Annotated in this window: 25 protein-coding genes; 8 read left to right on the top strand and 17 right to left on the bottom strand. The window is 66.5% G+C overall.

Annotation, left to right across the window (positions count from 1 at the left end; all coding sequences use genetic code 11):
* Window positions 1-78: 78 nt before the first annotated feature.
* The 4 genes from AC1DNE_RS15155 to AC1DNE_RS15140 all read right to left on the bottom strand — a co-directional run bounded on the left by AC1DNE_RS15155 (window position 79) and on the right by AC1DNE_RS15140 (window position 5,056).
* Window positions 79-1,158 (bottom strand): branched-chain amino acid ABC transporter permease, encoded by a 1,080-nt coding sequence (locus AC1DNE_RS15155; protein WP_441469337.1) that lies wholly within the window; start codon window positions 1,156-1,158, stop codon window positions 79-81.
* A 13-nt stretch (window positions 1,159-1,171) separates the two neighbouring features.
* Complete coding sequence (locus AC1DNE_RS15150) at window positions 1,172-2,086, bottom strand: branched-chain amino acid ABC transporter permease (protein ID WP_441469513.1); 915 nt, start codon at window positions 2,084-2,086, stop codon at window positions 1,172-1,174.
* A gap of 172 nt (window positions 2,087-2,258) precedes the next feature.
* Entirely contained in the window at window positions 2,259-3,059 is an 801-nt protein-coding gene (locus AC1DNE_RS15145) for an ABC transporter ATP-binding protein (protein ID WP_441469512.1), read from the bottom strand.
* 11 nt (window positions 3,060-3,070) lie between these two features.
* Complete coding sequence (locus tag AC1DNE_RS15140; RefSeq protein WP_441469511.1) at window positions 3,071-5,056, bottom strand: AMP-dependent synthetase/ligase; 1,986 nt, start codon at window positions 5,054-5,056, stop codon at window positions 3,071-3,073.
* Window positions 5,057-5,328: 272 nt separating this feature from the next.
* Between AC1DNE_RS15140 and AC1DNE_RS15135 the strand changes: the two genes are divergently transcribed.
* Window positions 5,329-5,727 carry a VOC family protein gene (locus tag AC1DNE_RS15135; protein ID WP_441469336.1) on the top strand — a complete coding sequence of 133 codons (399 nt, stop codon included), beginning with the start codon at window positions 5,329-5,331 and terminating at the stop codon, window positions 5,725-5,727.
* Between the two features lie 97 nt (window positions 5,728-5,824).
* Here AC1DNE_RS15135 and AC1DNE_RS15130 read toward each other — a convergent pair whose 3' ends face one another.
* The 4 genes from AC1DNE_RS15130 to AC1DNE_RS15115 form a co-directional block, all read right to left on the bottom strand.
* Complete coding sequence (locus AC1DNE_RS15130) at window positions 5,825-6,130, bottom strand: hypothetical protein (RefSeq protein ID WP_476841115.1); 306 nt, start codon at window positions 6,128-6,130, stop codon at window positions 5,825-5,827.
* Between the two features lie 78 nt (window positions 6,131-6,208).
* Entirely contained in the window at window positions 6,209-6,415 is a 207-nt protein-coding gene (locus AC1DNE_RS15125) for a hypothetical protein (protein WP_441469334.1), read from the bottom strand.
* Between the two features lie 80 nt (window positions 6,416-6,495).
* Window positions 6,496-7,170 carry a Crp/Fnr family transcriptional regulator gene (locus AC1DNE_RS15120; RefSeq protein ID WP_441469333.1) on the bottom strand — a complete coding sequence of 225 codons (675 nt, stop codon included), beginning with the start codon at window positions 7,168-7,170 and terminating at the stop codon, window positions 6,496-6,498.
* A 165-nt stretch (window positions 7,171-7,335) separates the two neighbouring features.
* Window positions 7,336-10,875: an indolepyruvate ferredoxin oxidoreductase family protein gene (locus AC1DNE_RS15115; RefSeq protein WP_476766317.1), complete on the bottom strand. Its 3,540-nt coding sequence runs from the start codon at window positions 10,873-10,875 to the stop codon at window positions 7,336-7,338.
* Between the two features lie 317 nt (window positions 10,876-11,192).
* Here AC1DNE_RS15115 and AC1DNE_RS15110 point away from each other — a divergent pair, with 317 nt between their 5' ends.
* Window positions 11,193-11,837, top strand: coding sequence for a DUF1007 family protein (locus tag AC1DNE_RS15110; RefSeq protein WP_441469331.1), 645 nt, complete (start codon window positions 11,193-11,195; stop codon window positions 11,835-11,837).
* An 83-nt stretch (window positions 11,838-11,920) separates the two neighbouring features.
* Window positions 11,921-12,949: a nickel/cobalt transporter gene (locus AC1DNE_RS15105; protein ID WP_476766316.1), complete on the top strand. Its 1,029-nt coding sequence runs from the start codon at window positions 11,921-11,923 to the stop codon at window positions 12,947-12,949.
* 148 nt (window positions 12,950-13,097) lie between these two features.
* On the opposite strand, the gene AC1DNE_RS15100 is transcribed toward AC1DNE_RS15105, so the two are convergent.
* Genes AC1DNE_RS15100 through AC1DNE_RS15080 form a run of 5 tightly spaced genes read right to left on the bottom strand, consistent with a single transcriptional unit; the run spans window position 13,098 to window position 17,558 of the window.
* Entirely contained in the window at window positions 13,098-13,481 is a 384-nt protein-coding gene (locus tag AC1DNE_RS15100) for a nitrile hydratase accessory protein (protein WP_476766315.1), read from the bottom strand.
* Entirely contained in the window at window positions 13,468-14,127 is a 660-nt protein-coding gene (nthB, locus tag AC1DNE_RS15095; RefSeq protein ID WP_476766314.1) for a nitrile hydratase subunit beta, read from the bottom strand. The genes AC1DNE_RS15100 and nthB overlap by 14 nt, the downstream gene beginning before the upstream one ends.
* Window positions 14,124-14,753, bottom strand: coding sequence for a nitrile hydratase subunit alpha (nthA, locus tag AC1DNE_RS15090; protein WP_441469327.1), 630 nt, complete (start codon window positions 14,751-14,753; stop codon window positions 14,124-14,126). The genes nthB and nthA overlap by 4 nt, the downstream gene beginning before the upstream one ends.
* Before the next feature lie 12 nt (window positions 14,754-14,765).
* Entirely contained in the window at window positions 14,766-15,962 is a 1,197-nt protein-coding gene (locus tag AC1DNE_RS15085) for an amidase (protein ID WP_441469326.1), read from the bottom strand.
* A gap of 6 nt (window positions 15,963-15,968) precedes the next feature.
* On the bottom strand, window positions 15,969-17,558 hold the full coding sequence (locus AC1DNE_RS15080) for a gamma-glutamyltransferase family protein (RefSeq protein WP_441469325.1): 1,590 nt from the start codon (window positions 17,556-17,558) through the stop codon (window positions 15,969-15,971).
* Between the two features lie 135 nt (window positions 17,559-17,693).
* Here AC1DNE_RS15080 and AC1DNE_RS15075 point away from each other — a divergent pair, with 135 nt between their 5' ends.
* Window positions 17,694-17,933 carry a hypothetical protein gene (locus tag AC1DNE_RS15075; protein WP_441469324.1) on the top strand — a complete coding sequence of 80 codons (240 nt, stop codon included), beginning with the start codon at window positions 17,694-17,696 and terminating at the stop codon, window positions 17,931-17,933.
* Between the two features lie 110 nt (window positions 17,934-18,043).
* Here AC1DNE_RS15075 and AC1DNE_RS15070 read toward each other — a convergent pair whose 3' ends face one another.
* From AC1DNE_RS15070 to AC1DNE_RS15060, 3 genes are all read right to left on the bottom strand, one after another.
* Window positions 18,044-18,412 (bottom strand): DUF1850 domain-containing protein, encoded by a 369-nt coding sequence (locus tag AC1DNE_RS15070; protein WP_441469323.1) that lies wholly within the window; start codon window positions 18,410-18,412, stop codon window positions 18,044-18,046.
* Window positions 18,409-20,565 (bottom strand): TRAP transporter permease, encoded by a 2,157-nt coding sequence (locus AC1DNE_RS15065; protein WP_476766313.1) that lies wholly within the window; start codon window positions 20,563-20,565, stop codon window positions 18,409-18,411. Before AC1DNE_RS15065 ends, AC1DNE_RS15070 begins: the two co-directional genes overlap by 4 nt.
* A gap of 108 nt (window positions 20,566-20,673) precedes the next feature.
* Window positions 20,674-21,642, bottom strand: coding sequence for a TAXI family TRAP transporter solute-binding subunit (locus tag AC1DNE_RS15060; RefSeq protein ID WP_441469321.1), 969 nt, complete (start codon window positions 21,640-21,642; stop codon window positions 20,674-20,676).
* A gap of 224 nt (window positions 21,643-21,866) precedes the next feature.
* On the opposite strand from AC1DNE_RS15060, the gene AC1DNE_RS15055 reads away from it, so the two are divergent.
* On the top strand, window positions 21,867-23,501 hold the full coding sequence (locus AC1DNE_RS15055) for an OpgD/OpgG family glucan biosynthesis protein (RefSeq protein WP_441469320.1): 1,635 nt from the start codon (window positions 21,867-21,869) through the stop codon (window positions 23,499-23,501).
* Between the two features lie 6 nt (window positions 23,502-23,507).
* Here the strand turns inward: AC1DNE_RS15055 and AC1DNE_RS15050 are convergent, their stop codons facing one another.
* Window positions 23,508-24,227, bottom strand: a complete 720-nt coding sequence (locus AC1DNE_RS15050; RefSeq protein ID WP_441469319.1) for a hypothetical protein — start codon at window positions 24,225-24,227, stop codon at window positions 23,508-23,510.
* Between the two features lie 133 nt (window positions 24,228-24,360).
* On the opposite strand from AC1DNE_RS15050, the gene AC1DNE_RS15045 reads away from it, so the two are divergent.
* From AC1DNE_RS15045 to AC1DNE_RS15035, 3 genes are all read left to right on the top strand, one after another.
* The gene (locus tag AC1DNE_RS15045) at window positions 24,361-24,507 is read left to right on the top strand and encodes a hypothetical protein (protein ID WP_441469318.1); all 147 of its coding nucleotides are present in this window, start codon (window positions 24,361-24,363) and stop codon (window positions 24,505-24,507) included.
* A 13-nt stretch (window positions 24,508-24,520) separates the two neighbouring features.
* Window positions 24,521-25,255: a zinc ABC transporter ATP-binding protein AztA gene (gene aztA, locus AC1DNE_RS15040; protein WP_441469317.1), complete on the top strand. Its 735-nt coding sequence runs from the start codon at window positions 24,521-24,523 to the stop codon at window positions 25,253-25,255.
* Window positions 25,256-25,418: 163 nt separating this feature from the next.
* Window positions 25,419-26,294 carry a metal ABC transporter permease gene (locus AC1DNE_RS15035; protein WP_441469316.1) on the top strand — a complete coding sequence of 292 codons (876 nt, stop codon included), beginning with the start codon at window positions 25,419-25,421 and terminating at the stop codon, window positions 26,292-26,294.
* Window positions 26,295-26,302: the final 8 nt, after the last annotated feature.

Below are 26,302 nucleotides of genomic sequence, written 5' to 3'. Positions count from 1 at the left end.
ACCAGACAGCTGCCGGATCGGTCTTTCAGCGCCGGCGCTTCAGCGTCGCCGGTCGTTTCTTGGGTCCATCCCTTAGCCTCAGTAGGGGAAGGGCCACGTCCGCAATTTCTGCTTGCCGATCTGCCAGAGCCGGGCGAGGCCGTGCGGCTCGACGATCAGGAAGAGGATGATCAGCGCGCCGACGAGCATGAAAGTGACGTGCTCGGCCGCTGCGCCGCCGATCGGGACTCCGAGCGCTGGCAGGCCGAACTTCAGCGCGGTCGGCAGGATGGAAAGGAAGGCCGCACCGAAGAAGGAGCCGATCAGCGAGCCGAGCCCCCCGATGATGACCATGAACAGGATGTTGAAGGAGAGCCGGATCGAGAACACGTCCGCCGCCTCGCCGCCGCCGTACCAGAGGAAGATCATCATCGCGCCTGCGACGCCGGCGAAATAGGACGAGACCGCGAAGGCCATCAGCTTGGCGTTGAGCAGCTTGATGCCCATGAGTTCGGCGGCGATGTCCATGTCGCGCACCGCCATCCAGGAGCGGCCGAGCTTGCCGTGGACCAGGTTCGAGGCGAACCAGGTCAGCACCACGACAAGGCCGAGGCAGACGAAATAGCGTGTCTCGGGCGTCGCGGACGCTCCCGTCAGCGGGACGTCGAACAGCGTGCGCTGAGGCACCTCGATCGCGCCCGAGGCGTTGTAGTTGAACAGCCAGGGCACGCGCACGAAGGCCCATTGCAGGAAGAACTGCGCGGCGAGCGTGGCGACGGCGAGGTAGAAGCCCTTGATGCGCAGCGAGGGCAGGCCGAAGAGCACGCCGATGCCGGCCGAGAACAGCCCCGACACCAGGATCAGGACGATGATGTTCACGTTCGGGAAGAAGGTCGTCAGCTTGTAGCAGGCATAGGCGCCGACGCCCATGAAGGCGGCGGTGCCAAGCGAGATCAGCCCGGTATAGCCGGTGAGGATGTTGAGCCCGATCGCCGCCAGCGAGAAGACGAGGAAGGGGATCATCACCGAGGCGATGAAGAAGTCGCTGCCGAAGAAGGGGATGGCGACGAAGGCGATCGCCAGGATGACGGCAATGCCGATCCGGTCTTCCCTGAGCGGGAAGACGGCCATGTCGGCGGAGTAGGTCGATTTGAACTGGCCGGCCTCGCGGTAGAGCATGTCGTCCGGCTCCTCAGATACGTTCGATGATCTTGTCGCCGAACAGTCCCTGCGGCCTGAACAGCAGGAAGCCCAGCGCGATGAAATAGGCGAGCCAGCTTTCGATGCCGCCGCCGACCAGCGGGCCCCAGTAGAACTCGCCGAGCTTCTCGCCGATGCCGATGATGAGGCCGCCAACGATGGCGCCGGGAATCGAGGTGAAGCCGCCGAGGATCAGCACCGGCAGCGCCTTCAGCGCCACGATCTCGAGCGCGAAGGAGACGTCCGAGCGCGCGCCCCACATGATGCCGGTGATCAGCGCGACGATGCCGGCGGTGAACCAGACGATGACCCAGATCTGGTTGAGCGAAATGCCGACCGAGAGCGCGGCCTTGTGGCTGTCGGCGACGGCACGCAGCGCGCGGCCGATGCGGGTGTACTGGAAGAAGGCGGCGAGCAGCGCGATCATCAGCGAGGCGATCACGGCCGCGGCGATGTCGATCTTCTGCAGCGAGACCAGCCCGCCGAGGATCTGCAGATCGAGCGCGCCCTTCGGCAGATAGAGCTGGTCGGCGATCATCTGCTTGGGATTGCCGCCGAACAGCGCTTCGCCGAAGCCGATCAGGAAATAGGTGATGCCGAAGGTCGCCATGAACAGGATGATGTCCGGCTGGTTGACCAGCGGCCGCAGCACCACGCGCTCGATGGTGACGGCGAGCGCGAACATGACGCCGAGGGTGATGATGACGGCGAGGAAGGCCGGCACGCCCTTCTCGTAGAGGCCGACCAGCGTCAGCGCCGCGAACACCACCATGATGCCCTGGGCGAAGTTGAACACGCCCGAGGCCTTGAAGATCAGCACGAAGCCGAGCGCGATCAGGGCGTAGAGCACGCCGGAGACGAGCCCTTCCCAGACCGTCTGTGCCAGGAGGTCCGGCGCCTGCGCCATCTGCTGGAAGGGGTCGACGAAGATGGCGTTGAGGGTGCCGGAGCCGTCGAGCCGGGCGCCGACGATCGCGGCGATCACGACGGCGGCGAGGATCAGGCCGGCCTTGATCCAGGGATTGGCCAGCGGGTTCGAGGCCGGGCGGGTGGCGATGTCGCTCATATGTCCGCGCTCCTCAATGCGCCACGCCGAGATAGGCGTCGATCACCTTCTGGTTCGCCTTGACCTCGTCGGGCGTGCCGTCGGCGATCTTGCGGCCGTATTCGAGCACGACGACGCGGTCGGAGAGGTCCATCACGACCCCCATGTCATGCTCGATCAAAGCGATCGTCGTGCCGAACTGGTTGTTCACGTCGAGGATGAAGCGGCACATGTCCTCCTTCTCCTCGAGGTTCATGCCGGCCATCGGCTCGTCGAGCAGGAGCAGCTCAGGCTCCATGGCGAGCGCACGGCCGAGCTCGACGCGCTTCTGCAGGCCGTAGGGCAGCTTGCCGACCGGCAGCTTGCGGATGTGCTCGATCTGCAGGAAGTCGATGATGTCCTCGACGACGCGGCGGTGCGCGATCTCCTCCTGCATCGCCGGGCCGTGGCGCAGCGCCTGCCAGAACAAACCCCTCTTCATCTTGAGCGTGCGGCCGGTCATGATGTTGTCGAGCGTCGACATGCCCTTGAACAGCGCGACGTTCTGGAAGGTGCGGGCGATGCCGCCGGCGGCGGCGCGATGCGGGCGCATCTTGGCGCGGCGCTCGCCCTTGAAGACGATCTGGCCTTCCTGCGGCTGGTAGAACCCGTTGATGCAGTTGAGCATCGAGGTCTTGCCGGCGCCGTTGGGGCCGATGATGGCGCGGATTTCGCCCTTGCGGATGTCGAAGGAGACATCGGTGATCGCCTTCACGCCGCCGAAGCGCAGCGAGATGTTCTCGACCGAGAGCAGGACTTCGCCCTTGCCGCGGATGGGGGTGCCCGTCACGTTCATCGGCTCCGCGTTCATGCCGCTTTCGCCGCTGCCGGCGCCTCCTGCCCGGTGACGGGATAGGTCTTGGCGTCGCGCACCTTGACCCGGGCCGAGATCGCACCCTTGCGGCCGTCCTCGAAGGTGACTTCGGTCGAGATGTCGGCGGCCTCCGAGCCGTCGTAGAGAGCCGCGACCAGCGGGGCGTAGCGCTCGGCGATGAAGCCGCGCCGCACCTTCTGGGTGCGGGTGAGCTCGCCGTCGTCGGCGTCGAGTTCCTTGTGCAGGATGAGGAAGCGCTTGATCTGGGCCCCGCCCATCATCGGCTCGGTGGCGAGCGAGCGGTTCACCTCGTCGACGTGCTTGGCGATCATGTCGTAGACGAGGTCGTGGCCGGCAAGCTCCTGATAGGAGGCGTAGACCACGTTGTTGCGCTCGGCCCAGTTGCCGACGGCGGTGAGATCGATGTTCAGCGCGACGGTGGCGTAGTCGCGGCCCTGGCCGAAGGCGACGGCTTCCTTGATGTTCGGATAGAACTTCAGCTTGTTCTCGATGTATTTGGGCGGGAAGAGGTCGCCGCTCGCGAGCTTGCCGACGTCCTTGGCGCGGTCGATGATCTTGAGGTGGCCGCCCTCATCGAAGAAGCCGGCGTCGCCCGATCGGACATAGCCGTCGGCGGTCATCGTCTCGGCGGTCTTGTCCGGGTCCTTGTAATAGCCGCCGAAGATCGAGGGCGAGCGGTAAAGCACCTCGCCATTGTCGTCGATGCGGATCTCGACCAGCGGCGCCGGCTTGCCGACCGTGTCGGCCTTGATCTCGCCGTTGGGCTGCATGGTGATGTAAACGCCGGCCTCGGTCTGGCCGTAGAGCTGCTTCAGGTTGACGCCGATCGAGCGGTAGAAGCGGAAGAGCTCGGGGCCGATCGCTTCGCCGGCGGTGTAGCCGACCTTGATGTTGGTCAGGCCGAAGCGGTTGCGCAGCGGGCCGTAGACCAGGAGGTCGCCGAGCTTGTAGAGCAGCCGGCCCTTGAGCGGCACGCTCTCGCCGTTCAGGATCTGCTCGCCGTACTGCTTGGCCACGCCGAGGAAGTAGTGGAACATCCTGCGCTTCAGGGCGCCGGCGTCCTCCATGCGCACCATGGTGATGGTCAGCATGTTCTCGAAGACGCGCGGCGGGGCGAAGGCGTAGGTCGTGCCGACTTCGCGGCGGTCGTCGACGACGGTGTCCGGGCTTTCCGGGCAGTTGACGCAGAAGCCCGCCAGCATCGCCTGCGCATAGGAGAAGACGTGGTCGCCGACCCAGGCGATCGGCAGATAGGCGATGACCTCGTCGCTCTCGTTGAGCCCGTCGAAACCGCAGCCGATCTCGGCGGCGACGATGACGTTGTAATGGCTGAGCATCACGCCCTTGGGCCGCCCCGTCGTGCCGGAGGTGTAGAGGATGATGCCGAGGTCCGAGCCCTTGCCCTGCTCCATCTCGCGGGCGAGCGCTGCCTCGGCCTGCGGGTCCTTGAGCGCCTTGGCGCCGGCCGCGATCACCGTTTCGATGGCGTGGAGCTTGCTGTGATCGTAGTCGCGCAGGCCGCGCGGCTCGTCGTAGAGCATCTGGCGCAGATGCGGCAGGCGGTCGGCGATCGAGAGCAGCTTGTCGACCTGCTCCTGGTCCTGCACCACGGCGAAGGCGGCCTCGGCATGGTCGAGGACATAGGCCATCTCCTCGGCGACGCCGTCGGCATAGACCGGCACAGGGATCGCGCCGATCCATTGCGCAGCGCACATCGACCAATAGAGCTTCGGCCGGTTGTAGCCGATGATCGCGACCTTCTCGCCGCGCTTCAGCCCGAGATCCTGCATGCCCTTGGCGAAGTTGCGAACATGGCTTGCCACCTCGGCCCAGTCCCAGGACTGCCAGATGCCGAGATCCTTGTGGCGGAAGGCGACGCGGGACGCGCGCTCCCCGGCGTTGCGCAACAGCAATTTCGGAAAGGTGTCCGCCTGGCCGGCGGTGCCGCTTGCCACGATTGCGTTCTCCCTGACGAGCCGCCATGCGTCGTGGCAGCTTCCTGTAAGCCGGTTCCCGGCCTCGTTCTCATGCAAGACTTGCAGGCGGGTATCATCTTCGCAAGGACCCGCTTGACAGACAATTCTCCTTTTGTTGACTATTGTCCCGCCGAAGTGTGCTTCGTGCGCAAATTTGCAGCGCCCTTCCTGGCTTTGGCACTGATTTCCCTCGCGAATCGGGCACGATCAACCGGCGGGCCGGATAGCGCCCTGCCGCTGTGGCGGACCGGCACATGCTTCATCATCTATCATTCGGCGTTTCCGACATCGAACGCGCCAGCGCCTTCTACGACGCCGTGCTGGCGCCGCTGGGATATGTCAGGGTCTGGTCTGACCTGAGGCCAGGCGAGTCGGGGCAGGCGGTCGGCTATGGCGCACCGGGTGGCGGCGACAAATTGGCCCTGAAGCTGCAGCCGGACGGTCAGAGGCCGCCCGGCCCGGGATTTCACCTTGCCTTTGCCGCGCCGGATCGGGCGGCCGTCGATCAATTCCATGCGGCGGCGCTCCAGCATGGCGGGCGCGACAACGGCGCGCCAGGGCTACGCGCCCATTACGGCACCTACTACTACGCGGCCTTCGTGGTCGATCCCGATGGCTTCAATATCGAGGCGGTGTGCAACGCCCCGGCTTAGCCTGACTTGACCGTCGGCACGGTTTCAAGCGCCAAGCCGAATCGAAAAGCCCGCCATCCTCGTGATGGCGGGCTCTCGGGACGCGGCGGATGATCGGTCAGTAGCGCTCGTAGTGATGGCGCCGGTAGCCATGGGCCGGCGCGTGCGGCGGCGGCCCGCCATGGCGGCGACCGTAACCGTAGCCGCGATCATAGCCGCGGCCTTGGCGGTAGTAGTCGCGCCGGTGCTGCCGCTCCATGTTCCGCTGGATTTCCCATTCGCGATGTTCGCGGATGTGACGTGTATACTCGGCCGGCAGCCTGTCCAGCGCCGCGGCGTGCGGAACGGTTTGCGGCGCGGCGCCGGCCGGCGTGGCGGCGATCGCAGCCAGAGCTAGGCCGGCGGCCATCAGAATTCTACGCATGGTCGTCTCCTTCAGTCGATGGCCGCATTGGATCAAGACCGGACCCAATGAAGCCTGAACGGGCAGGTTGGCTGCCGTTCAGAAAGGCCCGCGCCTCGCGGCTTGGCCGCGGCGCGGCGTCCCCGGGCTTGCACGGCGATCGACGCTCACTTTTACCGGCTGGAGGACGTGGAAGGGGTCGGCCCAATCGCCCCAGACGCGATGGGCGATGTCCGATTGAGCGGCAGCGTATTCGGCCGCCTGGTCGTTGACCCGCTTCATGAACAGATCGAAGAAGCCAAACATCTCGAAAGTTCCTTTCTCCGCACGGGACTGTTCGGGAAAGGCAACGCGCGAGATGCGATTTGGTGCCCTTCCGGGAATCCTCAACCTTCGTAGCGGGCAAGCTTGCCGAGGTCGCGGATGGTAATGCTGCCGTGCCCAACTTCGATCAGGCCGAGATCGGCAAGCTTCGCCAGGCCCTGATTGGCCATCTGGCGCGAAATGCCTGCGAGCATGCCGAGTTCCTCCTGCGAGATCGCCAGCGTGCGGCCGAGATCGGGGTAGAGGATCGGGTTGAACAGCCAGGCGAGATTGCGGGCGAGGCGGCCGGTTGAATCGAGCGTGCGCTCTGTCTCTGCCAGCGAGATGAACTGCGCGAGCCGCTCATTGAACTGGTGGACGAGGAAGCGGTTGAACGCCGCCGAATGCTCGAACAGCCAGAGGAAGGTCGAGCGGCGCATCAAGGCGATCCGCGACTCGCGCAGGGCAACCAACTCGTAACGGCGCGGTTCGGCCTTGATCACCGTGCCCTCGCCGAACCAGGCGCCGGCGCGCAGGCCCGCGAGCGTCGCCGTTTTGCCGGATTTCGAGGTGGTCGCCATCTTGACTAGCCCCTCGGCGACCCCGGTCCAGGATTCCAGCCGGTCGCCGACATGGCAGATCGAGGCACCCTTGCCGTAGCTCTTGAAGGAGATGCCGCGCCGGGCCTCCTCGAACTCGTCCTCCGACAGGTCATGGGACCAGGAGGCGATGGCGCGCAGTTCCTCGGGGGTGATCAAGATGGCGGTTATCCGGGTTGATGAGGCAGGTTTCGGCGGCGTGGCGTCATTCTCGGGCGAAGCGGAACGTAGGCCCGAGAATCGCCTTCAGGAAGAGGCTCTGGAGGCTCCTTGTCATGAGATGCTCGGGTCAAGCCCGAGCATGACGGCACAGCGCGTTGCCGGCTATTCCGCAGCCTGCGACATTACCGCAGCAGGGCCGCCCTCGCGCAATTGCCCCAGCAGCACCGCTTCCTCGGCCTTCGCTGCCTTCAGATGCCGTTCTTTGACATGGCCGAAGCCGCGGATCATTTCGGGGATCGCGGCGAGCGCCACGCAAAGCGTGTGGTTCTCCGGCGTGAGCGTCGTCAGCAGCTCGTTCAATAGGGCCTCGTAATCGGCGATCAGGCGGCGCTCGGTGCGTCGTTCCTCGGTGTAGCCGAAGGGGTCGAAGGCGGTGCCGCGCAGGCCTTTGAACTTCGCCAGCACCGAGAAAGCGCCCATCATCCAGGGACCGAAGCTGATCTTGCGCGGCAGGCCCGTGTTCGGATCGCGCTGGGCCAGCAGCGGGGGGGCGAGGTGGAACTCGTAGCGCAGCTTCTTGCCGTCGCTGCCTCCCTCGAAGGTCGCGGCGACCTGCTTGCGGAAGGCGCCGTCGCTGTAGAGGCGGGCGACCTCGTACTCGTCCTTATAGGCCATCAGCTTGAAGAGATTGCGGGCGACGGACTCGCTCAGCGTGGTCTGGCCCGGCATGACTGCGGCTTCCCGCGTCTGCACGCGGGCGACGAGGTGGCGGTAGCGCGCCGCATAGGCGGCGTTCTGATAGGCGGTGAGGAAGGCGACGCGGCGCTCGATGATCTCGTCGAGCGTCTGCGAAAGCTGGCGGGCTGGCGTCGCCGCCTTGGTCTGCGAGAGAAGTTCGGCCAGCCCCTGGGGATCATGCGCGGCGCGGCGGCCGAGCTCGAAGGCTTGCCTGTTCATCGCCACGGCCTCGCCATTGAGCTCGATCGCCCTGAGCAGGGCATCGCGGGAAAGCGGAACACAGCCGAGCTGCCAGGCATGGCCGAGCATGAACATGTTGGCGGCGATGGCATTGCCGAGGAAGGCCACCGCAGCGGCGGTCGCGTCGAGGAAATGCGTCCGGTCGCGGCCGGCCGCCGACAGGATCGCGCGCTTCAGCCGCTCCGTCGGCAGGGAGAAATCGGCGTTGCGGGTGAAGTCGCCCGGCAGGCTCTCGGCGGTGTTGACGATGACGGTGCCGCGTTCGGGGCGGATCGCGCCGAGCACCTTCTTCGAGCCGGTGACGGTGAGATCGCAGCCCAGCACGAGATCGGCTTGTCCCGCCGTGACGCGGATGGCGTGGATGTCGTCGGGATGCGGCGCGAGCTTGACGTGGCTGAAGACGGCGCCGCCCTTCTGGGCCAGGCCGGCCATGTCGATCATGCCGCAGCCCTTGCCTTCGAGATGCGCGGCCATGCCGAGGATGGCACCGATGGTGACGACGCCGGTGCCGCCGACGCCGGTGACGATCACGGCATAGCTGCGGTCGAGCGCCGGCACGGTCGGTTCGGGGACCTTGCCCTCGCCGAGCGCCGCGGCGTCGAGCCTGAGCGGATCGGCCTTCTTAGGCTTGGCGCCGTGGACGGTGACGAAGGACGGGCAGAAGCCCTTGATGCAGGAGAAGTCCTTGTTGCAGTTCGACTGATCGATCTGGCGCTTGCGGCCGAACTCGGTCTCGAGCGGCTGTACCGAGACGCAGTTCGACTGCACGCCGCAATCACCGCAGCCCTCGCAGACCAGCTCGTTGACGATTACGCGCTTGTCCGGATCGGGATAGGCGCCGCGCTTGCGCCGCCGGCGCTTCTCGGTGGCGCAGGTCTGGTCGTAGAGCAACAGCGAGACGCCGGAGATCGTGGCGAGTTCGCGCTGGACGGCGTCGAGCTCGTCGCGGTGGTGCAGGGTCGTGCCGGCCGGCCATTGCGTGCCGGGCGGATATTTGCCGGGGTCGTCGCTGACGACGGCGATGCGCCTCACGCCTTCGGCCGCGACCTGCCGCGCCATCTGGTCGGGGGAGAGATGGCCTTCCGCCTGCTGGCCGCCGGTCATGGCGACGGCGTCGTTGTAGAGCAGCTTGTAGGTGACGTTGACGCCAGAGGCGACGGCCCAGCGGATCGCGAGCGAGCCGGAATGGGTATAGGTACCGTCGCCGAGATTCTGGAAGACGTGGCCGCGCGTCGAGAACGGCGCTTCGCCGACCCAGTTGGCGCCCTCGCCGCCCATCTGGGTGAAACCTGCCGTGTCGCGGTCCATCCACTGCACCATGTAGTGGCAGCCGATGCCGGCATAGGCGCGCGACCCCTCGGGCACGATTGTCGAGGAGTTATGCGGGCAGCCCGAGCAGAAATAAGGGGTGCGCTTCGCGATCTCCTGCGCTTCGGCAAGCCGCCCCTGCGCTTTCGCGATCTCGTCCAGCCTCGCGCGCAGGGCGGGATCGTCGCGATACTGGAGCAGGCGGCCGCCCAGGGCGATCGCGATGTCGTTGGGGTCGAGTGCGCCATGGACCGGGAAGAGCCACTCTCCCTTTTCGTCCTTCTTGCCGATCACCATGGGCTGGTGCGGGGCGCCATAGAGCTCCTCGCGGACCTGCACCTCGATCAGCGAGCGCTTTTCCTCTACCACCATGATCAGGTCGAGGCCCTCGGCGAAGGCCTTCAGCTCGGCCGGATCGATCGGCCAGGGGCAGGCGAGCTTGAACAGGCGGATGCCGAGATCATTGGCGCGGACCTCGTCGATGCCGAGATCCTCCAGCGCCTGCTGCACGTCGAGATACGATTTGCCGACGGTGGCGATGCCGATGCGCGGCTGCCGGCCGCCATGGGTGACGATGCGGTTGAGCTTGTTGGCGCGCAGATAGGCGAGCATCGCATCGCGCTTGTAGAGGTGCATCCGGCGCTCCTGCTCGACGAAATCGAGCTCGCGGCGGATGGCGAGGCCGCCGGGCGGCGGAACGTAGTCCGTCGGCGTGATAATCTCGACGCGATCGAGCGAGCCGTCGATCGAGGCCGTCGATTCGATGTTGTCCTTCACGCATTTGATGCCGACCCAGACCGAGGCGAAGCGCGAGAGCGCAATGCCATGCAGGCCGTAGTCGATGATCTCCTGTACGCCGGCCGGGTTCAGGATCGGCATCATCCGGTCGACCAGGACGAATTCGGTCTGATGAGCGTTGGTCGAGGATTCTGCGGTATGGTCGTCGCCCATCAGGCAGATCACGCCGCCAAGGGGATCGGTGCCGGCCATGTTGCCGTGGCGGAAGACGTCGCCGGAGCGGTCGACGCCCGGCCCCTTGCCGTACCAGAGCGCGAAGACACCATCGTGCCTGCCTTCACCGCTTAACCCCGCCTGCTGCGTGCCCCAGATTGCGGTGGCGGCGAGGTCCTCGTTCAGACCGGGCTGGAAAACGATGTTCGCGGCCTTCAGCGCCTTGCCGGCGCGCATCAATTGCTGGTCGAGCCCGCCGAGCGGGGAGCCGCGATAGCCCGAGACGAAGCCGGCGGTGTCTAACCCGGCGCGGCGGTCGCGCTCGCGCTGCATCAGCAGCATGCGGGCGACGGCCTGTGTGCCGGTGAGGAACACCTCACGCTTGTCGAGATCGTATTTGTCGTCGAGCGCGACGCTGCGCAGTGCTCCCGCGTCAGTGCCGGATATGCGCGGTGTCTCGGCCATGCTCGACCTCCCCGGATCGTCGTTCCCGCCGACGGACCGGTTGTCCCGGCCTCATGCTGTGCCGTCTTTGCGGCAAATATGTCAGTGATGCTGACATATCGACCGGAGGCGGTCAATTGATCTGGTATCATTCCAGTTTTCGAGGCGCGGTCCAGAGGGATGATGGTCGTGGAGGCCAGGCGTCATGCGGGAGCGCCGCGATTTGGCCCCGTTTGGCGGGGATGGCTGTTGCGGTGGTCGTAGGCCCGTCATGGTCGTTGACGATCGCTTAACCATGATCCACGCAAAGCCACCGGAGGATCACGGAGGGTTCGCCTTTGACGCGACGCGCATCTTTGACGGCCCTCGCCGGGCTCCTGCTGGCCGCCATCGCGGCCGGGCCGGCGGCTGCGCATCCGCACGTCTTCGTCAATGCCAAGGCAGAGATCGTCTTCGCGCCCGACGGCACGGTGCAGGCGATCCGGCACCGTTGGAGCTTCGACGAGGCCTATTCGGCCTATATCACGCAGGGCCTCGACAAGAACGGGGACGGCAAGCTGACGTCGGACGAGCTCGCCGAACTCGCCAAGACCAACGTCGAATCGCTGCCGGATGTCGAGTTCTTCACGGCGGCCAAGCTCAATGGCCGCAAGCAGGAATTCGGCACGCCGGGCGAGCAGGTGATGTCCTTCGACAACAAGGTGCTGACCCTGGTCTTCACGCTGCCGTTGAAGAGCCCGGCGAAAGCGCGCTCGTTCGGCATCGAGATCGGCGATCCCACCTATTTCGTCGCCTTCAGCATCGTCGACGAGCCCGACGCGGTCGTGACCAAGGGCGCGCCGCAGGGCTGCGTGGTGCGGGTGAACCGGCCGCCCAAGCTCGACGATGCCACGCAGAAGCGCCTGGCCGAAGCCGACATCACCGCGATGCCCGATGTCAGCGGGCTCGAAGTGACGACGCGGGCGCTGGTGGCATGTCCGTGACTATGTCACTCAGCCCTCATCCTGAGGAGCCGCGGAGCGGCGTCTCGAAGGATGGTCCAGCGCACTCTGGATCATCCTTCGAGATGCGCTCTCCGAGCGCTCCTCAGGATGAGGGCTCGAAAGTGGCGAGGCCGCTATTTGCGCGTATCGTCGTTGCGGCGCTGGCGCTGCTCCTGGTCGCGGGCGTGGTTGCGCTTCTCGCCATGCTGATCGCGAGTGTTAGCCCACCGCCTCCGCCTCCGCCGCGCAATCCTTTCGGCACGGCGCTACCACGCGAGGCGCTGCCGTCCACCACCGGCTTCGGCGCGCTGCTGATCGCCTGGCAGTCGAGCTTCTACCGCGAGCTGACGGCGGCGCTGAAGGCGATCGCGACGGCGCCCGGCGCGCTCTGGGGTTTGCTCGGGCTCTCCTTCGGCTATGGCGTCTTCCACGCAGCCGGGCCCGGACACGGCAAGGCGGTGATCTCCGGCTACATCGTCGCCGACAACCGCAGCCTGAAGCGCGGCCTTGGCCTGAGCTTCGCGGCGGCCCTGCTGCAGGCCCTGGTCGCCACCGCGATCGTGACGGTGGCGACGCTGCTGCTGCGGGTCACGGCCATGCAGATGAATGCCGCAACGACCGTGATCGAGCAGGGCAGCTTCCTGCTGGTCGCGCTGGTCGGGCTACTGATGCTCTGGCGCAAGTCGGGCGCATTTATTGGGCTGGAGGCGGGCGCTGCGCATGATCCGGCGGCCTGCGACCACGTCCATATGCCCGATGCCGATCAGGTCTCGCGACTGTCCGGCTGGCGGGACATGGCCGGCGTCGTCGTCGCGGCTGGTGCACGGCCCTGCGCGGGGGCTCTGATCATTCTCGTCTTCGCCAATGCGCAGGGGCTGTTCTGGGCCGGCATCGCCGCGACCTTCGCCATGGCGTTGGGCACCGCGCTCACCACCGGGGCGCTCGCGGCCTTCGCCGTGTTCTTCAAATTCGCGGCGCTGAAATTCGCCGGTGGCGGCAGCCTGCGCTCGGCCCGACTGATCGCCGGGCTCGAATTGCTGGCGGCCGCCTTCGTCGCTGTGCTCGGCGCGGCACTGTTCACCGGCCTCTGGATCGGCGGGATGGGGAGCTGAAGCGGTTCGGTTCGGTACAGAGCCTCGCCGTCATCCCGGACAAGCGACGTAGTCGCGTAGATCCGGGATCCATCGTAGAGCGTGGAGCCTTACGATGGATCCCGGGGCAAGCCCGGGATGACGGCAGAGGTTCTGGCGCTCCTGCCTGCTAACGCAGCGGATCATTCTCCAGCAGGATCGGCTTACCGTGTGGAGTCGCCTCGGCCGCACGCACCCAGGAGGCGGTGAGTGCGTCGACGCCGTCATGCGAGGTGAGGCCCTTCGCGATCAGGAGATGCTCCAGCGCCTCGCACCAGCGCTCGTAATAATCCGAGCCGTCGCGGCAACCGCCGGCCGCCAGCGCCTCGCGGATCTCGGCACCGAGCGCCTGTGCCCATTCCTCGGCGCTGAAGACGCCCTTGTTCTGGAGTTCGACGACCAGCGCGAAGGCCTGCGCCTGCCAGGGCTCGGCGAAGATCGGCCCCGCGGCATCGCGCGGGATCGGCGTGTCGGCGGCCAACGCTGCCGCCAGGTCGGTCTCAGGCCGGCTCAAGATAGCTCTCCCAGGCCTCGATGCTGACGGTGGAGGTCGGGTCGCCATCGCGGCCCCAGAGCTCGCTGCCGGTGAAGACCACCGTGTAGAGCCATTGCGCCGTCTCGGGCAGGCCTTGCGAGCCGGTATCGGGGAAGACGTGGCAGCCGACGATGCGCTCGATCACGCCTTCCTTGCCGCGGGCATAGCGCGGCAGGCGGGTGTGGTGCTGCGGGTGCATCACGATGGTGCGGACCTTGTCGCCGACGGCAAAGCGGGCCGGCGCCTTCGTTTCGCGCTCATAGGGGAAGCCGCGGCGCAGCACGCCGGCGACCTCCTCGCCCTTGAGCACGCGCTTCGGTTCGCGGCGCTCAGCCGAAGGCTTGCCGGTGGCGAGTTCGTCCGATGTCAGGAAGCCATGCTTGACCAGCACCTCGTCGAGCGCGGCCAGCCAGATCTCATAATAGGTCGAGGAGAGATATTGCGCTGGTGGCAGGCTCTCGCGGGCATGGCGGATCTCGTCGATGGTCCAGGCGCCCATGGCGCCGGCCGCGACATTGATCGCGAGCACGCGCTTCTCCCAGTCGCCGTGGAAGACCGGCTCGTTCGGCTCGGGGACGACCGGCCCGAAAGCCATCTGTCCGCCGAGGTCATGGGCGCTGTTCATGCGGCGTCCTCCACCTTCGGCAAACCGGTCCCGATCATCGAATCGCGGGTCACGATGCTGGCGAGTTTTTCCTCGCTCCAGCCCTCGGTGCCGGCCGGGCGCATCGGGATGACGATGAAGCGGGTCTCGGCCGTCGAATCCCAGACGCGGATGCGCTGGCTCTCCGGTAGCGTCACGCCGAAATCGGCGATGGTGCCGCGCGGGTCGATCACCGCCTTGGCGCGATAAGGCGGGGATTTGTACCAGACCGGCGGCAGCCCCAGCACCGGCCACGGGTAGCAGGAGCAGAGCGTGCAGACGATCAGGTTGTGCTGCTCGGGCGTGTTGAAGCAGGCGACGATATGCTCGCCGCCGCGCCCGCCATAGCCGAGCTCGGCCGCCGCTGCCGTGCCATCCGCCTTCAAGCGTTCGGCGAAGGCCGGATCGGTCCAGGCTTTTGCGACGATGCGGGCGCCGTCGCGCGGGCCGATCTTCGTCTCGTAGGTATCGATGATCGCGTCGAGCGCGGCCGGATCGACATAGCCCTTCTGAACCATCAGCGTTTCCAGCGCCTTCACGCGCGCCTCGATGGCGGTGAAGTGGTTGTCGTGATGATGGTCGTGATCGTGGTGGTGATGTCCGCTCATGGCGGCCTCCTCTCAGGCGATCCGGATGCGGGCGGCGCGCTCGTAGCGCACCGCGAAGGCGACGAGGGAGCGGTCGGAGCCCTTCGGTCCGATAAGCGACAGGCCGAGCGGCGCGCCCTCGCGCTGCGCCACGGGAATGGTGATCTGCGGGAAGCCAGACAGCCCCGCAAGGCAGAGCAGACGCAGGGCCCGGTTGCGGAAATCCTCCAGCTCCGCCTCTTTCGCTGCGATTAACGGGGCGATGTCCGGCATGGTCGGCAGGATCAGCACGCCGTCCCGGCCGAGAAGGCGCGCGAGCCGGGTGCGGAAGGTTTTGCGGGTGGCTTCTCCCCGGGCGTATTCGGCGTCGGTCACCGCCTTGGAGAAGATGAAACGCTCCCTGACGCCCGGCCCGAGCGGCGGGGCGAAGCGCTCGATCATGGCGCCGTCGGACAACCAGGCTTCGCGACCTTGAATCCAGCGGAAGGCCCAGTAGAGCGCGTCGAGATCGCGCACCAGCTTGACGCTTTCCGGCTGGCCGAGTGCCGGGATCGTGCGCTGCACGACATTGCGCAGGATCGACTCGGCCTCGGGGATGGCCTGGGCGAACATGTCGTCGGCGATGATGAGGCGCGGCGTCTCCGGCAGTTCTGTCCGATCCAGATCGAACAGCGTGTTGGACACGCGGGCGAAGACCTCGCCGTCGCGGGCAAACCAGCCGGGCGTATCGAGGCTCTCCGCCAGCGGCCAAACCCGCTTCAGCGAGAGCCGGCCATGGGTCGGGCGGATGCCGAAGAGCCCACCATAGCTTGCGGGAGCCCGCACCGACCCGCCGGTGTCGGAACCAACAGCGATATCGGCGAGGCGCCCCGCCACCGCCGCCATCGAGCCGCAGGACGAGCCGCCGGTGATCCGCTCGGGCGCAGCGGGATTGATCGGCGAGCCGAAATGCGCATTCTGGCCGTTGAGCGAGAAGGCGAGTTCGTCGGTATGGGTCTTGCCGACAAAGCGGGCGCCGGCCTGGAGCAGGTCCTTCACGATCGGGGCCGTCTTCGTCTTGATGCCGGACTGCGCCAGCACCAGCGGCGAGCCCGCCCCGGTCGGATAGCCCTTGACGTCGAAGAGATCCTTCACCGCGAGCGTCAGCCCGGCCAGAGGCCCCGCGGCGGCGTGCTTCACCGGCGCGTCGGGGTAGGGAACAAAGCAGCGGAACGGATCGTCGAAAGTCATCTGGCGTCAGATCCCCCTTGCATCGCCGTCGGAGCGCGGGTCGTGCACCGCCTCGACACGGCCCTTGGCGTGCTTCACCAGCATGCCGGCATGGCCGAAGCCCTCGGAATAGGCCAGGCCGCTCTCCTCGACCGGATGGCCGGCGGCATCGAGCCGTTCCAGCAACGAGGAATCGAAGCGGCTTTCGAGCTTGAGGCTGGTTGAGCCGGCCCCCCAGGTCTTGCCGAAGAGCCAGCGCGGCGCGTCGACCGCCGTGGCGAGGTTCTGGCCGGCACGGTAGCGCGTCAGGATCTGCGCCTGGAACTGCGGCTGGCCGTCGCCGCCCATCGAGCCATAGGGCAGGATGCGCCCGTCATCGAAGCGGGCGAAGGCAGGATTGAGCGTGTGGAAGGGCTTGCGCCCCGGCGCCAGCGGATTGGCGGCATTCCTGTCGAGCGAGAAGGAGACGCCGCGGTTCTGCCAGTGGATGCCGGTTGCGGGCAGCACGCAGCCGGAGCCGTATTCCCAATAGATCGACTGGATGTAGGACACAGCAAGGCCGCTGCCGTCGATCGCGCCCATCCAGATCGTATCACCGTCGCCATTGCGCAGGGGCAGCTTCGCCGCCCGCTTCATATCGATGGCCGCGGCCTCGCGCTTCAACGCGGCGTCGGTCAGGAAGTCCGCAGGCGGGTGATCGAGCTCGGCCGGGTCGGTGACATAGCGGTCGCGAATGGCGAAGCCGCGCTTCGTCGCCTCGATCAGCCCGTGATGGTGCTCGAAGCTGTCGAGCTCGAACCGGCCGAGCCGCTCGAAGATGCCGAGGATGATCAGCGAAGCCAGCCCCTGCGTCGGCGGCGGCAGGTTGGCGACGGTGAGGCCGGGCAACTTGAGCGTCAGCGGCGCGACGGAGCGCGCGCGATAGCGTTCGAGATCGGCGCGAGTGACGGGGGCGCCGATGCGTTCGAGATCGGCCGCGATCTCGCGCCCGACGTCGCCGCGGTAGAAGTCGTCGAGGCCGGCATCGGCGAGCTGCTGCAGGGCTGCGCCGAGCGCTTCCGGCCTGCGGCGGGCGCCGGGCTTGGGCGGCGCGCCGTCGACCCAGAAGCTGGAGAGGAAGCCGGGCGCGGCCTTCAGCGCCTCCAGCTCGTTGGGCTTGTTGCCGAGCTCGGAATCCGAGACCGCATAGCCTTCCCGGCAATGGCTGATGGCATCGATCAGCAATTCTCTGAGCGGCATGCGCCCGCCGAGCGAGCGCGAGAGATCGAGGGCAAGCTGCCAGCCTCCGACGGCGCCGGCGACGGTCAATGCCGCTTCCGGCCCGCGCGAGGGAATGGTGTCGTAGCCGTTGCCGCGATAGCGCTCGATCGTGGCGAGAGAGCCGGCCGGGCCACAGGCCTCGATGCCGTGCAGCCGGCCGCCGGGCTCATGCACCAGCCAGAAGCCGTCGCCGCCGATCGCGTTCATATGCGGATAGACCACGGCGATCGTCGCGGCCATCGCGACCATGGCTTCGATCGCATTGCCGCCTTCGGCGAGCACGGCTCGCCCGGCCTCGGAGGCGAGGCGATGGGGCGCTGCCACTGCAGCGGAGGCGAAGACAGGCGTATCCAGCATCAGGGCTTTTCAAGTTCCGGAATCATGCCCATCTGGGGGCGGCGGGCGCGAATTTGTTGCATGGGGCGGCAAGCTCCGCTAGGTGCCTAGGGCGCATGGCGGCGTGAGGCGGCCGGCACGCGAAGGAAGGACAGCATGGCCGGACGGCATATGAACTGGCGCAACCTGATCATGGTCTCCTCGTTCGGGATCCTGATTGCCGTCGAGCTCTTCGGCGTGGCCCTGGCGGCTGGTTGGGCGCTGGCGGGCTTGTTCGATCTCGGCGCCATCTTCGAATACATCATGATGGCGATCTTCTCGGTCTTCGCGGCCTATGGCCTGCTCAACCTGATGCGCCGGATGCTCAAGATCGAGCATCTGACCGAGGTCGATTGATCGGGCGTCATGCTCGGGCTTGACCCGAGCATATCAGGCCGAGGAAGGCTCCCGCGCCTCGCCTTCAAGAGATTCTCGGGTCTGCGCTTCGCTCCGCCCGAGAATGACGGCTATTGCTCGCAGATCTTCAACGTGACCGGATCGGCATCCGCCGGGAGATAGTCTCCCACCGAGCGGCAGCCTGATGCCGCGCAGATGCGCCAGTCCCCCGTCGCACCCGAGCGGCGCATCACGACTTCCTTCAGCGGCGGTAGCGCCGGGCGCCAGCGCCAGAAGCCAGCCACAAGCTTGGCGTCGTCGGGCGGATCCATGCCGGCACCGGAGCCCTCGATCCGCGCCTCGACGATCTCGAGCCCGGCGGGCGTCTCCCGCCAGACCTCTTCCCACAGCGTCTTCTGCACCGAATGGTGCCAGCCGAGCGTGATCTCGCTGCGGCCGAGCGCCACGACGAGCGTGCCGGCCGCGAGACACAGGCTCATGCCAGCGCGGTCTCGGCCTTGCGGACCGCGAACCAGTGCCTCAGCACGATAGCAGCGGCGAGCGCGTAGCCGAGTGGATCGCTATAGGCGAACTCGCCGAAGAGCAGCACCGCCGCGCCGAAGCTCAGCACGCGCTCGATGACGGAGAGCTTTCCGAACAGGTAGCCGATCGCGACCATGCCGAAGAGGCCGATGGCGACCGTCGCCTTGAAGGTGGCGTAGACCACCGCCGGCCAGAAGCCGATGACATTGGCCATCGGATCGCCCGGTTGCAGCATCAGCGCCGGCGAATAGACGGCGATGAAGGGGATGACGTAGCCCGCGAGCGCGACGCGCATCGCCTCCCAGCCGATCTTGTCGGGGTTCTCTTTGGCGATCGGCGCGGCTGCGAGTGCCGCCAGCGCTACCGGCGGCGAGAGGTCGGCCATGATGCCGTAGTAGAAAGCGAACATGTGGCTGACGATCAGCGGCACCCCGAGCTTCTCCAGCGCAGGGGCGGCAAGCGCCGCGACGATGATGTAGGTCGGAATCGTCGGGATGCCCGTGCCGAGCAGGATCGACAGGATCATCGTCAGGATCAGCGCCAGGAACAGGCTGGACTGGCCGAGGCCGATGATCCAGGCGCCGAAGGTGGTGCCGATGCCGGTCTGCGTCATCAGGCCGATGATGGTGCCGACGATGGCGCAGGCGATGCCGACCGGCAGGGCGGTCTTGGCACTGTCGGCGAGTGCGTCGCGGCTGATCGTCAAGGTCGTGCGCCCGCCGAGCGTGAACGCATTGGCGAGGACCAAGACCGCGATCAACCCGGCGACGACGCGGATATCCATGCCCTCGCGGAAGAGCGCGGCCGCGATCAGGCCGAGGCCAATCCAGAAGATCACGCGCAGGGTCTGCGTGCGCAGGCCCATCGCAATGCCCGCGCCGAGCAGCAAGCCTACCGTCAAGGCAAGGCCGATCGTGCCGGCGAAGAGCGGCGTGAAACCGTGGAACAGCATGAAGATCAGCACGGCGAGCGGCAGCGCCAGGTACCAGCGCTCGCGCAGGGCCTTGAGCGGGCTCGGCAGCATGGAGCGCTCGATGCCCTTGAGGCCGTATTTGCCGGCTTCGAGATGCACCATCCAGAAGGCCGAGGCGAAATAGAGCACGGCCGGGATTGCGGCGGCCTTGACGATCTCGGCATAGGGCACGCCCAGCGTCTCGGCCATGATGAAGGCGACGGCGCCCATCACCGGCGGCATGATCTGGCCGCCCATCGAGGCGGTTGCCTCGACGCCGGCCGCGAAGGCGCGGCGGTAGCCGAACTTGATCATCAGGGGAATGGTGAACTGGCCGACGGTGACGACGTTGGCGACGCCGGAGCCGGAGATCATGCCCATCATGCCGGATGAAACCACCGCGACCTTGGCGGGGCCGCCGCGCGAGCCGCCGAAGATGCCAAGCGAGACGTCATTGAAGAGATGAATCATCCCGGCCTTCTCGAGGAAGGAGCCGAAGACGATGAACAGGAAGATGTAGGTCGCGGAGACGTAGATCGGCGTGCCGTAGAAGCCCTCCGTGCCGAAGGAGAGATGGCCGATGATCTGGTCGAAGCCATAGCCGCGATGGTTGAAGGGCGCAGGCAGGTACTGGCCCAAGAACCAGTAGAGCAGGCAGACGCCGCACATGATCGGCAGGGCATTGCCCATCAGCCGGCGCGCCGCCTCGAAGACCAGGACGATCAGCAGCGTGCCGACGACGAGGTCCATGGTCGAAGGGTCGCCGTCACGCAGGATCAGGTCGGCATAGAAGATCCATTGATACAGGCCGACGCCGAAGCCGAGGATGCCAAGCGCCCAGCCGAGCAGCCGGCCGGGCGTATCCTTCGCCCGGAAATTGGCGACGAGGCCGAAAGAGAGCAGCAGCAGGAAGCCGACATGGACGCCGCGCGCCGCCTGGCTCGGCAGGAAGTTCCAGGCGGAGATCGCGATCTGGAAGGCGGCGAAGGCGATCGCCAGAGCATAGGCGAAGAGCCCCCAGCCGCCTGGGCCGAAGCCGGGCGGAAAGCCGTGCTCGAAATTGTCGAGATCGGGATGCTCGATCGGAACCGGGGTGGCGCCGGAGAGTTCGTGCAGCCGGTCGGTGTCGGCTCCCGTCACGGAGGTCTGCTGTGTCATCGCGCTACCCTCGAAAGCCGACCGCCGTCATGCCCGGGCTTGACCCGAGCATCTCGGAAACCAGCGAACTGGTCATGAGATTCTCGGGACAAGCCCGAGAATGACGTTCTACGAACCGGCCTTCAGGCCCTTTTCCTTGAGATAGCGCGCCGCGCCCGGATGCAGCGGCACGGGCATGCCGTCGAGCGCCTTCTCCAGCTTGATCTCCTTGCCGGCCGAGTGCGAGGCGGCGAGATCGCCGAGATTCTCGAAGACGTTCTTGGTCATCTGGTAGACGAGCTCCTCCTTCACGCCCTCATGAGTGACGAGGTAGTTGACCACGGCGGCCGTGTTCACGTCGCTTGTCTGGCCGGTATAGGTGTTGGCCGGGATCGGGGCGCTGATGAAGGGCGGCCCGGCCTTGTCGATGACCGCCTTCGGCACCTCGACGACGTTGATCTCGACGGAGGTCGCGAGGTCGCGCAGCGAAGCGACGCCGAGGCCGGCCGATTGCAGGGTGGCATCGAGCTGGCGATTCTTCATCAGTTCGACCGATTCGGCGAAGGGCAGGTACTCGATCTTGCCGAGGTCCTTGTAGGTGATGCCGGCGGCCGCGAGGATGGCGCGGGCGTTGAGCTCGGTGCCGGATTTCGGCGCGCCGACCGAGAGGCGCTTGCCCTTGAGATCGGCGAGCGTCTTGATGCCGCTCTCCTTCGAGGCGACGATCTGGACATAGTTCGGATAGATCGCGGTGATACCGCGCAGCTTCTTCAGCGGCGCCTTGAAGCCGGCTTCCTCGTCGCCCTTCCAGGCGGCATCGAGCGAGTCGCCGAGCGTGAAGGCGATCTCGCCGCGGCCCTGCTGCAGCAGCACGAGATTCTCGACAGAGGCCTTGGTCGCCTGCACGGTCGGCCGGACGTTCTGGATCTTCTCGCCATAGATCTTCGAGAGCGCGACGCCCATGGGGTAATACACGCCGGAGGTGCCGCCGGTCAGGATGTTGATGAAGTCCTGGGCACTGGCTTTCACCGGGGCGGCGGCGAGCGCGACAGCGGCGGCGAGGCCGGCAAGGTTCCGGGCGCGGAACAGCGTTTTCATGATGTCTCCCTGGAAAGCCTCCGGCTCGTGCGGCCGGTTGTCGCGCATTTTAGAGCATGCTGCCGGTGAAAGTGAAAGCACGACGGCGCCCCGCGCTTTTCGCCTTTAGCCCAAGCCCGGACTGGTTTCGCCATGATTGGCTGACTATCTCCCGCTTCGCGCGGCTGCTCTTTCCCCGGGAGCGGGCCAGCCGGGCAACGGGACAACAGGCTATCAGGAACGACATGGATAACCGCGCCGGGCAGGGCAGCAACCAGAGGTTTCGCCTCGATCGACGGACTCTTCTCACAGGCGCGGGCGCAACGGCGACGCTGGCGGCGCTCGGGTTCACGCCTGAGGCGCTGGCTCAGCAAGGGCTCAAGCTCGGTCAGGCCGAGGACTTCACCTTCGAGGCGCTGAAGGCGCAGGCGAAGCAGATGGCGGCGCAGGCATATCAACCGCCGCCGAGCCCGCGGCCGGACGTGCTGCAGCGGATCGATTACGACGCCCATGGCAAGATCAGGTTCAAGCCGGAGATGGCGCTGTGGGCGAACGGGCCGTCGCCCTGGCCGGTGACCTTCTTCCATCTCGGCCGCTATTTCCAGAAGCCGGTGCGGATGCATGTCGTCGAGGCTGGCCGGGCGCGCGAGATTATCTACGACGAGAGCTATTTCGAGATGCCGGCCGACTCGCCGGCGCGCGGGCTGCCGACAGGGGCTGGCTTCGCCGGCTTCCGCTTCCAGGAAAGCCGCAGTGGCCATCCCGGCCGCAAGGGTGAGACGCTCGACTGGAAGAAGAACGACTGGGTCGCCTTCCTCGGCGCGTCCTATTTCCGCGCCATCGGCGAGCTCTATCAGTACGGCCTCTCGGCGCGTGGTCTCGCCATCGACCCGGCAGTCGCGGGCCGGTCCGAGGAATTCCCTGACTTCACCCATATCTGGCTGGAGACGCCGAAGGACGGGGCCGAATACGTCACGGTCTATGCGCTGCTCTCGGGGCCGAGCGTGGCCGGCGCCTATCGCTTCCGCATGCATCGCGGCAAGGGCGTCACCATGGAGATCGAAACCGCGATCCATCTGCGCAAGGATGTCGAGCGGCTCGGCATCGCGCCGCTGACCTCGATGTTCTGGTATTCGGAGACATTGAAGCCGACGGCGATCGACTGGCGCCCGGAGGTCCATGATTCCGACGGGCTTGCGCTCTGGACGGGGCCGGGCGAGCGCGCCTGGCGGCCGCTCAACAATCCGCCGCGCACCATCGCCTCGGCCTTCGTCGACAACAACCCGCGCGGCTTCGGGCTGATGCAGCGCGATCGAGAAGTCGGGCACTACCTGGACGGCGTGCTCTACGAGCGCCGCCCGAGCCTCTGGGTCGAGACGGAAGGCGATTGGGGCAGGGGCTCGGTTCAGCTGATCGAGATCCCGACCGACGACGAGATCCACGACAACATCGTCGCGATGTGGGTGCCGGAGGCCTCGGCCCGAGCCGGCAATGCCTACAACTACCGCTACACGCTGCACTGGCTCGCCGACGAACCTTTTCCGACCACGCTCGGCCGGGTCGTCGCGACGCGGTTGGGAAATGGCGGCCAGCCCGGGACGGCGCGTCCAAAGGGCGTGCGCAAGTTCATGGTCGAGTTCCTCGGCCCGGCATTGGAGACGATTCCCTTCGGCGTGAAGCCGGAGGTGGTGCTTTCCGCCTCGCGCGGCAGCTTCTCCTACGTCTTCGCCGAGGCGATGCCGGACGATGTCCCCGGCCACTGGCGCGCCCAGTTCGACCTTACGGTCGGCGGCAGCGAGCCGGTCGAGTTGCGCTGCTATCTCAAGGCCGGCGACACGGTCCTGACCGAGACCTGGCTCTACCAGTATCTCCCGTTCTGAGGAACGCTAGCTTTCGAGTAGGCGATAGACATGTGCCCCGGCGATCGCAATCCCGAGAACGCCGAGTTGGCTTGCAACACCCACGAAGGCGAGCGGGTAGATATAGGCGTCGCTGTCGTCGACATCCAAGATGCCCGTCATGGTGATCATGATCGCGAAGATACCCGCCATCGTTGCGGCCACCGGCACGACGACGATGGCGAGGAGCTGCCATGTCAGCCCATCCGTTCTTGCGATGGACTGGGCGAGGCCGGGATCCTGCCTACCGAGCGCGAGTGCACTGAATGCCAGCGTCGTCCTTAGCAGGATCCAGCTCAACGCTATCGCGAAAACCAACTTCGCAGCCATGATGACCGGAGATGCCGGAACGTCGCTTGAAATCACCAGCATGGCCGAGAGCGCCACGACGTTGTAGGCGCCGTACCGCAAAGTCGTGAACGAAGGTGCGCCGATCCGGAAATCCACGTTCCGCCCCAGGACGATCTCCCGTACTGCAAGGAGGCAAAGCGGCAGCCAGAGGATCGCCGACGAGACGTTCAGGAGCCACGACGTCGCGAAGTTTTCGAGCGATGGCGCGTTTTGCCCCGCCAGTTCCACCAGGACGAGTCGATGGTGGATCGGGATCGTACATATCGTCGCGACTAAAACCATTAAGGGATGGCGCAGCAGAAAGCGCCCGAGATCGCGCAAGGTCGCGCCCGCGACCGCAAGCACCGGCAACGTCATGATAAGTCCCCCGGCCAATTAGAACAGATAGAGTACAAAAATCTCGCTTGATGCAAGCGCTTTCGCTGCGATGCCGTGGCAGCCGGGCAGACCGCCATTGCGCCGCGGCGAATGTAATATTATAGCAGTGCATATGCCGTCGCAGAGCCACACTCACTCCCATGCCGTTGCGATAGAGCCCGGTTTCTCGCTGCTGCGGCTTTCCGCGCCGGCGCGACTTGGTTTCGCGGCGCTCATCGTCGCTCTGCTGTGGGTGGCGACGCTGGCCGTGATCCTTTGATCGAGTAGCGTTGATGTCCGCCATCCGCCTGACAGATCTGACTCTGGGATATGACCGTCATCCGGCGGTGCATCACCTTTCGGGCGAGATCGAAACCGGCAGCCTCACCGCCATCGTCGGCCCGAACGGCGCCGGCAAGTCGACCTTGCTCAAGGGCATTGCCGGGGCGCTCGCGCCGCTGTCCGGCGGCGTTGCGCTCGCGAAGGGCAAGCGGCTCGCCTATCTCCCGCAATCGGCGGATCTCGACCGCTCCTTCCCGATCCATGTCTACGATCTCGTCGCGATGGGGCTGTGGAACCGGGCCGGCATCTTCGGCCGGATCGGTGCGGGCGCTGCCCACAAGATCGAGCATGCCATCGCGGCGGTGGGCCTGACCGGCTTCGAGCGCCGGCCGATCGGCACGCTCTCCGGCGGGCAGATGCAGCGGGCGCTGTTCGCGCGGCTCCTGCTGCAGGATGCCGACGTGATCCTGCTCGACGAGCCCTTCACCGCGATCGATGCGCGCACGACCGCCGATCTGCTCGAACTCGTCCGGCGCTGGCATGGCGAGAGCCGCACCGTCGTCGCCGTGCTGCACGATATCGAGACCGTCCGGCAGGCTTTCCCGCAGACGCTGCTGCTGGCGCGAGAGGTTGTCGCCTGGGGCGAGACCGGCGCAGTGCTGACGCCAGAGAACCTGCTGAAGGCGCGGCGCATGGTCGAGGCCTTCGACAGCCACGCCACTCCCTGCCAGCGCGACGCGGCGTAACCACCGCCCCAGCGCCTCCTCCAACCCAATGACAAGTGCTCGGTCATCCCGGGCGTAGCGAAGCGAAGACCCGGGATCCATGCCTGAGCGCTGCCGAACGAGGTTCAGGCATGGATCCCGGGTCTCCCTGCGGTCGCCCGGGATGACCTGGAAATAGCGTTTCATGCTCTACGATCTCTTCATCAGCCCCTTCGTCGAATTCGACTTCATGCGGCGCGCGCTTGTCGGCGTGGTGGCGCTCTCCGTTTCGGGGGCGCCCATCGGCGTCTTCCTGATGCTCAGGCGAATGAGCCTGACAGGCGACGCCATGGCGCATGCCATCCTGCCGGGCGCGGCGCTGGGCTATCTTGTCGCCGGCTTCTCGCTGCCGGCGATGACCATCGGTGGGCTCGCGGCCGGCTTCGCCGTGGCGCTCGCTGCCGGGGCGGTGGCGCGGGCGACGGTGCTCAAGGAGGATGCTTCGCTCGCTGCCTTCTATCTGATCTCGCTGGCGCTGGGCGTCACCATCGTCTCGCTGCGGGGGTCGGCGATCGACCTGCTGCACGTGCTCTTCGGCAATGTCCTGGCGCTCGACGACCAGGTGCTGATCCTGCTCGCCGGTGTCGCGACCGTGTCGCTGTTGTCGCTGGCGGCGCTCTACCGGCCGCTGGTGCTGGAATGCGTGGATCCCGGCTTCCTGCGCTCGGTCAGCCGCTCCGGAGGCATCGTGCATCTGACTTTCCTCGCGCTCGTCGTGCTCAACCTCGTCGCCGGTTTCCATGCGCTGGGGACGTTGCTCGCCGTGGGCATGATGATGCTGCCGGCTGCTGCTGCGCGCTTCTGGACGGCCGATATCACGCGGCTGCTGCTGCTTGCTGCCGGTTTCGGCATGGTGTCGGGCTATGCAGGGCTCGTCGTGTCCTACGCGGCCGGTTCAAGCCTGCCTGCCGGCCCCTCGATCATCCTCGCGGCCGGCGCGATTTATATCGGCTCGCTCCTGTTCGGCTCGCAGGACGGACTTGCGCGTCGCCTCTTGCCTCGCGCCCATCTCCAGAGATAGAAACGTTA

Source organism: Allobosea sp. 05L423, assembly GCF_056397745.1.
Note: the sequence above shows the minus strand (reverse complement) of the source record. Positions and strands in the feature narration are given on the sequence as shown.

What these genes read in the sequence shown, in the direction of transcription:
- aztA (WP_441469317.1), top strand. Translation starts at nt 24,521, where the DNA reads ATGTCCGCCATCCGCCTGACAGATCTGACTCTGGGATATGACCGTCAT.
- AC1DNE_RS15035 (WP_441469316.1), top strand. Translation starts at nt 25,419, where the DNA reads ATGCTCTACGATCTCTTCATCAGCCCCTTCGTCGAATTCGACTTCATG.
- AC1DNE_RS15145 (WP_441469512.1), bottom strand. Translation starts at nt 3,059, where the DNA reads ATGAACGTGACGGGCACCCCCATCCGCGGCAAGGGCGAAGTCCTGCTC.
- AC1DNE_RS15155 (WP_441469337.1), bottom strand. Translation starts at nt 1,158, where the DNA reads ATGCTCTACCGCGAGGCCGGCCAGTTCAAATCGACCTACTCCGCCGAC.
- AC1DNE_RS15080 (WP_441469325.1), bottom strand. Translation starts at nt 17,558, where the DNA reads ATGCTGGATACGCCTGTCTTCGCCTCCGCTGCAGTGGCAGCGCCCCAT.
- AC1DNE_RS15130 (WP_476841115.1), bottom strand. Translation starts at nt 6,130, where the DNA reads ATGCGTAGAATTCTGATGGCCGCCGGCCTAGCTCTGGCTGCGATCGCC.
- AC1DNE_RS15045 (WP_441469318.1), top strand. Translation starts at nt 24,361, where the DNA reads ATGCCGTCGCAGAGCCACACTCACTCCCATGCCGTTGCGATAGAGCCC.
- AC1DNE_RS15060 (WP_441469321.1), bottom strand. Translation starts at nt 21,642, where the DNA reads ATGAAAACGCTGTTCCGCGCCCGGAACCTTGCCGGCCTCGCCGCCGCT.
- nthA (WP_441469327.1), bottom strand. Translation starts at nt 14,753, where the DNA reads ATGAGCGGACATCACCACCACGATCACGACCATCATCACGACAACCAC.
- nthB (WP_476766314.1), bottom strand. Translation starts at nt 14,127, where the DNA reads ATGAACAGCGCCCATGACCTCGGCGGACAGATGGCTTTCGGGCCGGTC.
- AC1DNE_RS15125 (WP_441469334.1), bottom strand. Translation starts at nt 6,415, where the DNA reads ATGTTTGGCTTCTTCGATCTGTTCATGAAGCGGGTCAACGACCAGGCG.
- AC1DNE_RS15065 (WP_476766313.1), bottom strand. Translation starts at nt 20,565, where the DNA reads ATGACACAGCAGACCTCCGTGACGGGAGCCGACACCGACCGGCTGCAC.
- AC1DNE_RS15085 (WP_441469326.1), bottom strand. Translation starts at nt 15,962, where the DNA reads ATGACTTTCGACGATCCGTTCCGCTGCTTTGTTCCCTACCCCGACGCG.
- AC1DNE_RS15115 (WP_476766317.1), bottom strand. Translation starts at nt 10,875, where the DNA reads ATGGCCGAGACACCGCGCATATCCGGCACTGACGCGGGAGCACTGCGC.
- AC1DNE_RS15135 (WP_441469336.1), top strand. Translation starts at nt 5,329, where the DNA reads ATGCTTCATCATCTATCATTCGGCGTTTCCGACATCGAACGCGCCAGC.
- AC1DNE_RS15105 (WP_476766316.1), top strand. Translation starts at nt 11,921, where the DNA reads ATGCGCTCTCCGAGCGCTCCTCAGGATGAGGGCTCGAAAGTGGCGAGG.
- AC1DNE_RS15075 (WP_441469324.1), top strand. Translation starts at nt 17,694, where the DNA reads ATGGCCGGACGGCATATGAACTGGCGCAACCTGATCATGGTCTCCTCG.
- AC1DNE_RS15150 (WP_441469513.1), bottom strand. Translation starts at nt 2,086, where the DNA reads ATGGCGCAGGCGCCGGACCTCCTGGCACAGACGGTCTGGGAAGGGCTC.
- AC1DNE_RS15055 (WP_441469320.1), top strand. Translation starts at nt 21,867, where the DNA reads ATGGATAACCGCGCCGGGCAGGGCAGCAACCAGAGGTTTCGCCTCGAT.
- AC1DNE_RS15070 (WP_441469323.1), bottom strand. Translation starts at nt 18,412, where the DNA reads ATGAGCCTGTGTCTCGCGGCCGGCACGCTCGTCGTGGCGCTCGGCCGC.
- AC1DNE_RS15050 (WP_441469319.1), bottom strand. Translation starts at nt 24,227, where the DNA reads ATGACGTTGCCGGTGCTTGCGGTCGCGGGCGCGACCTTGCGCGATCTC.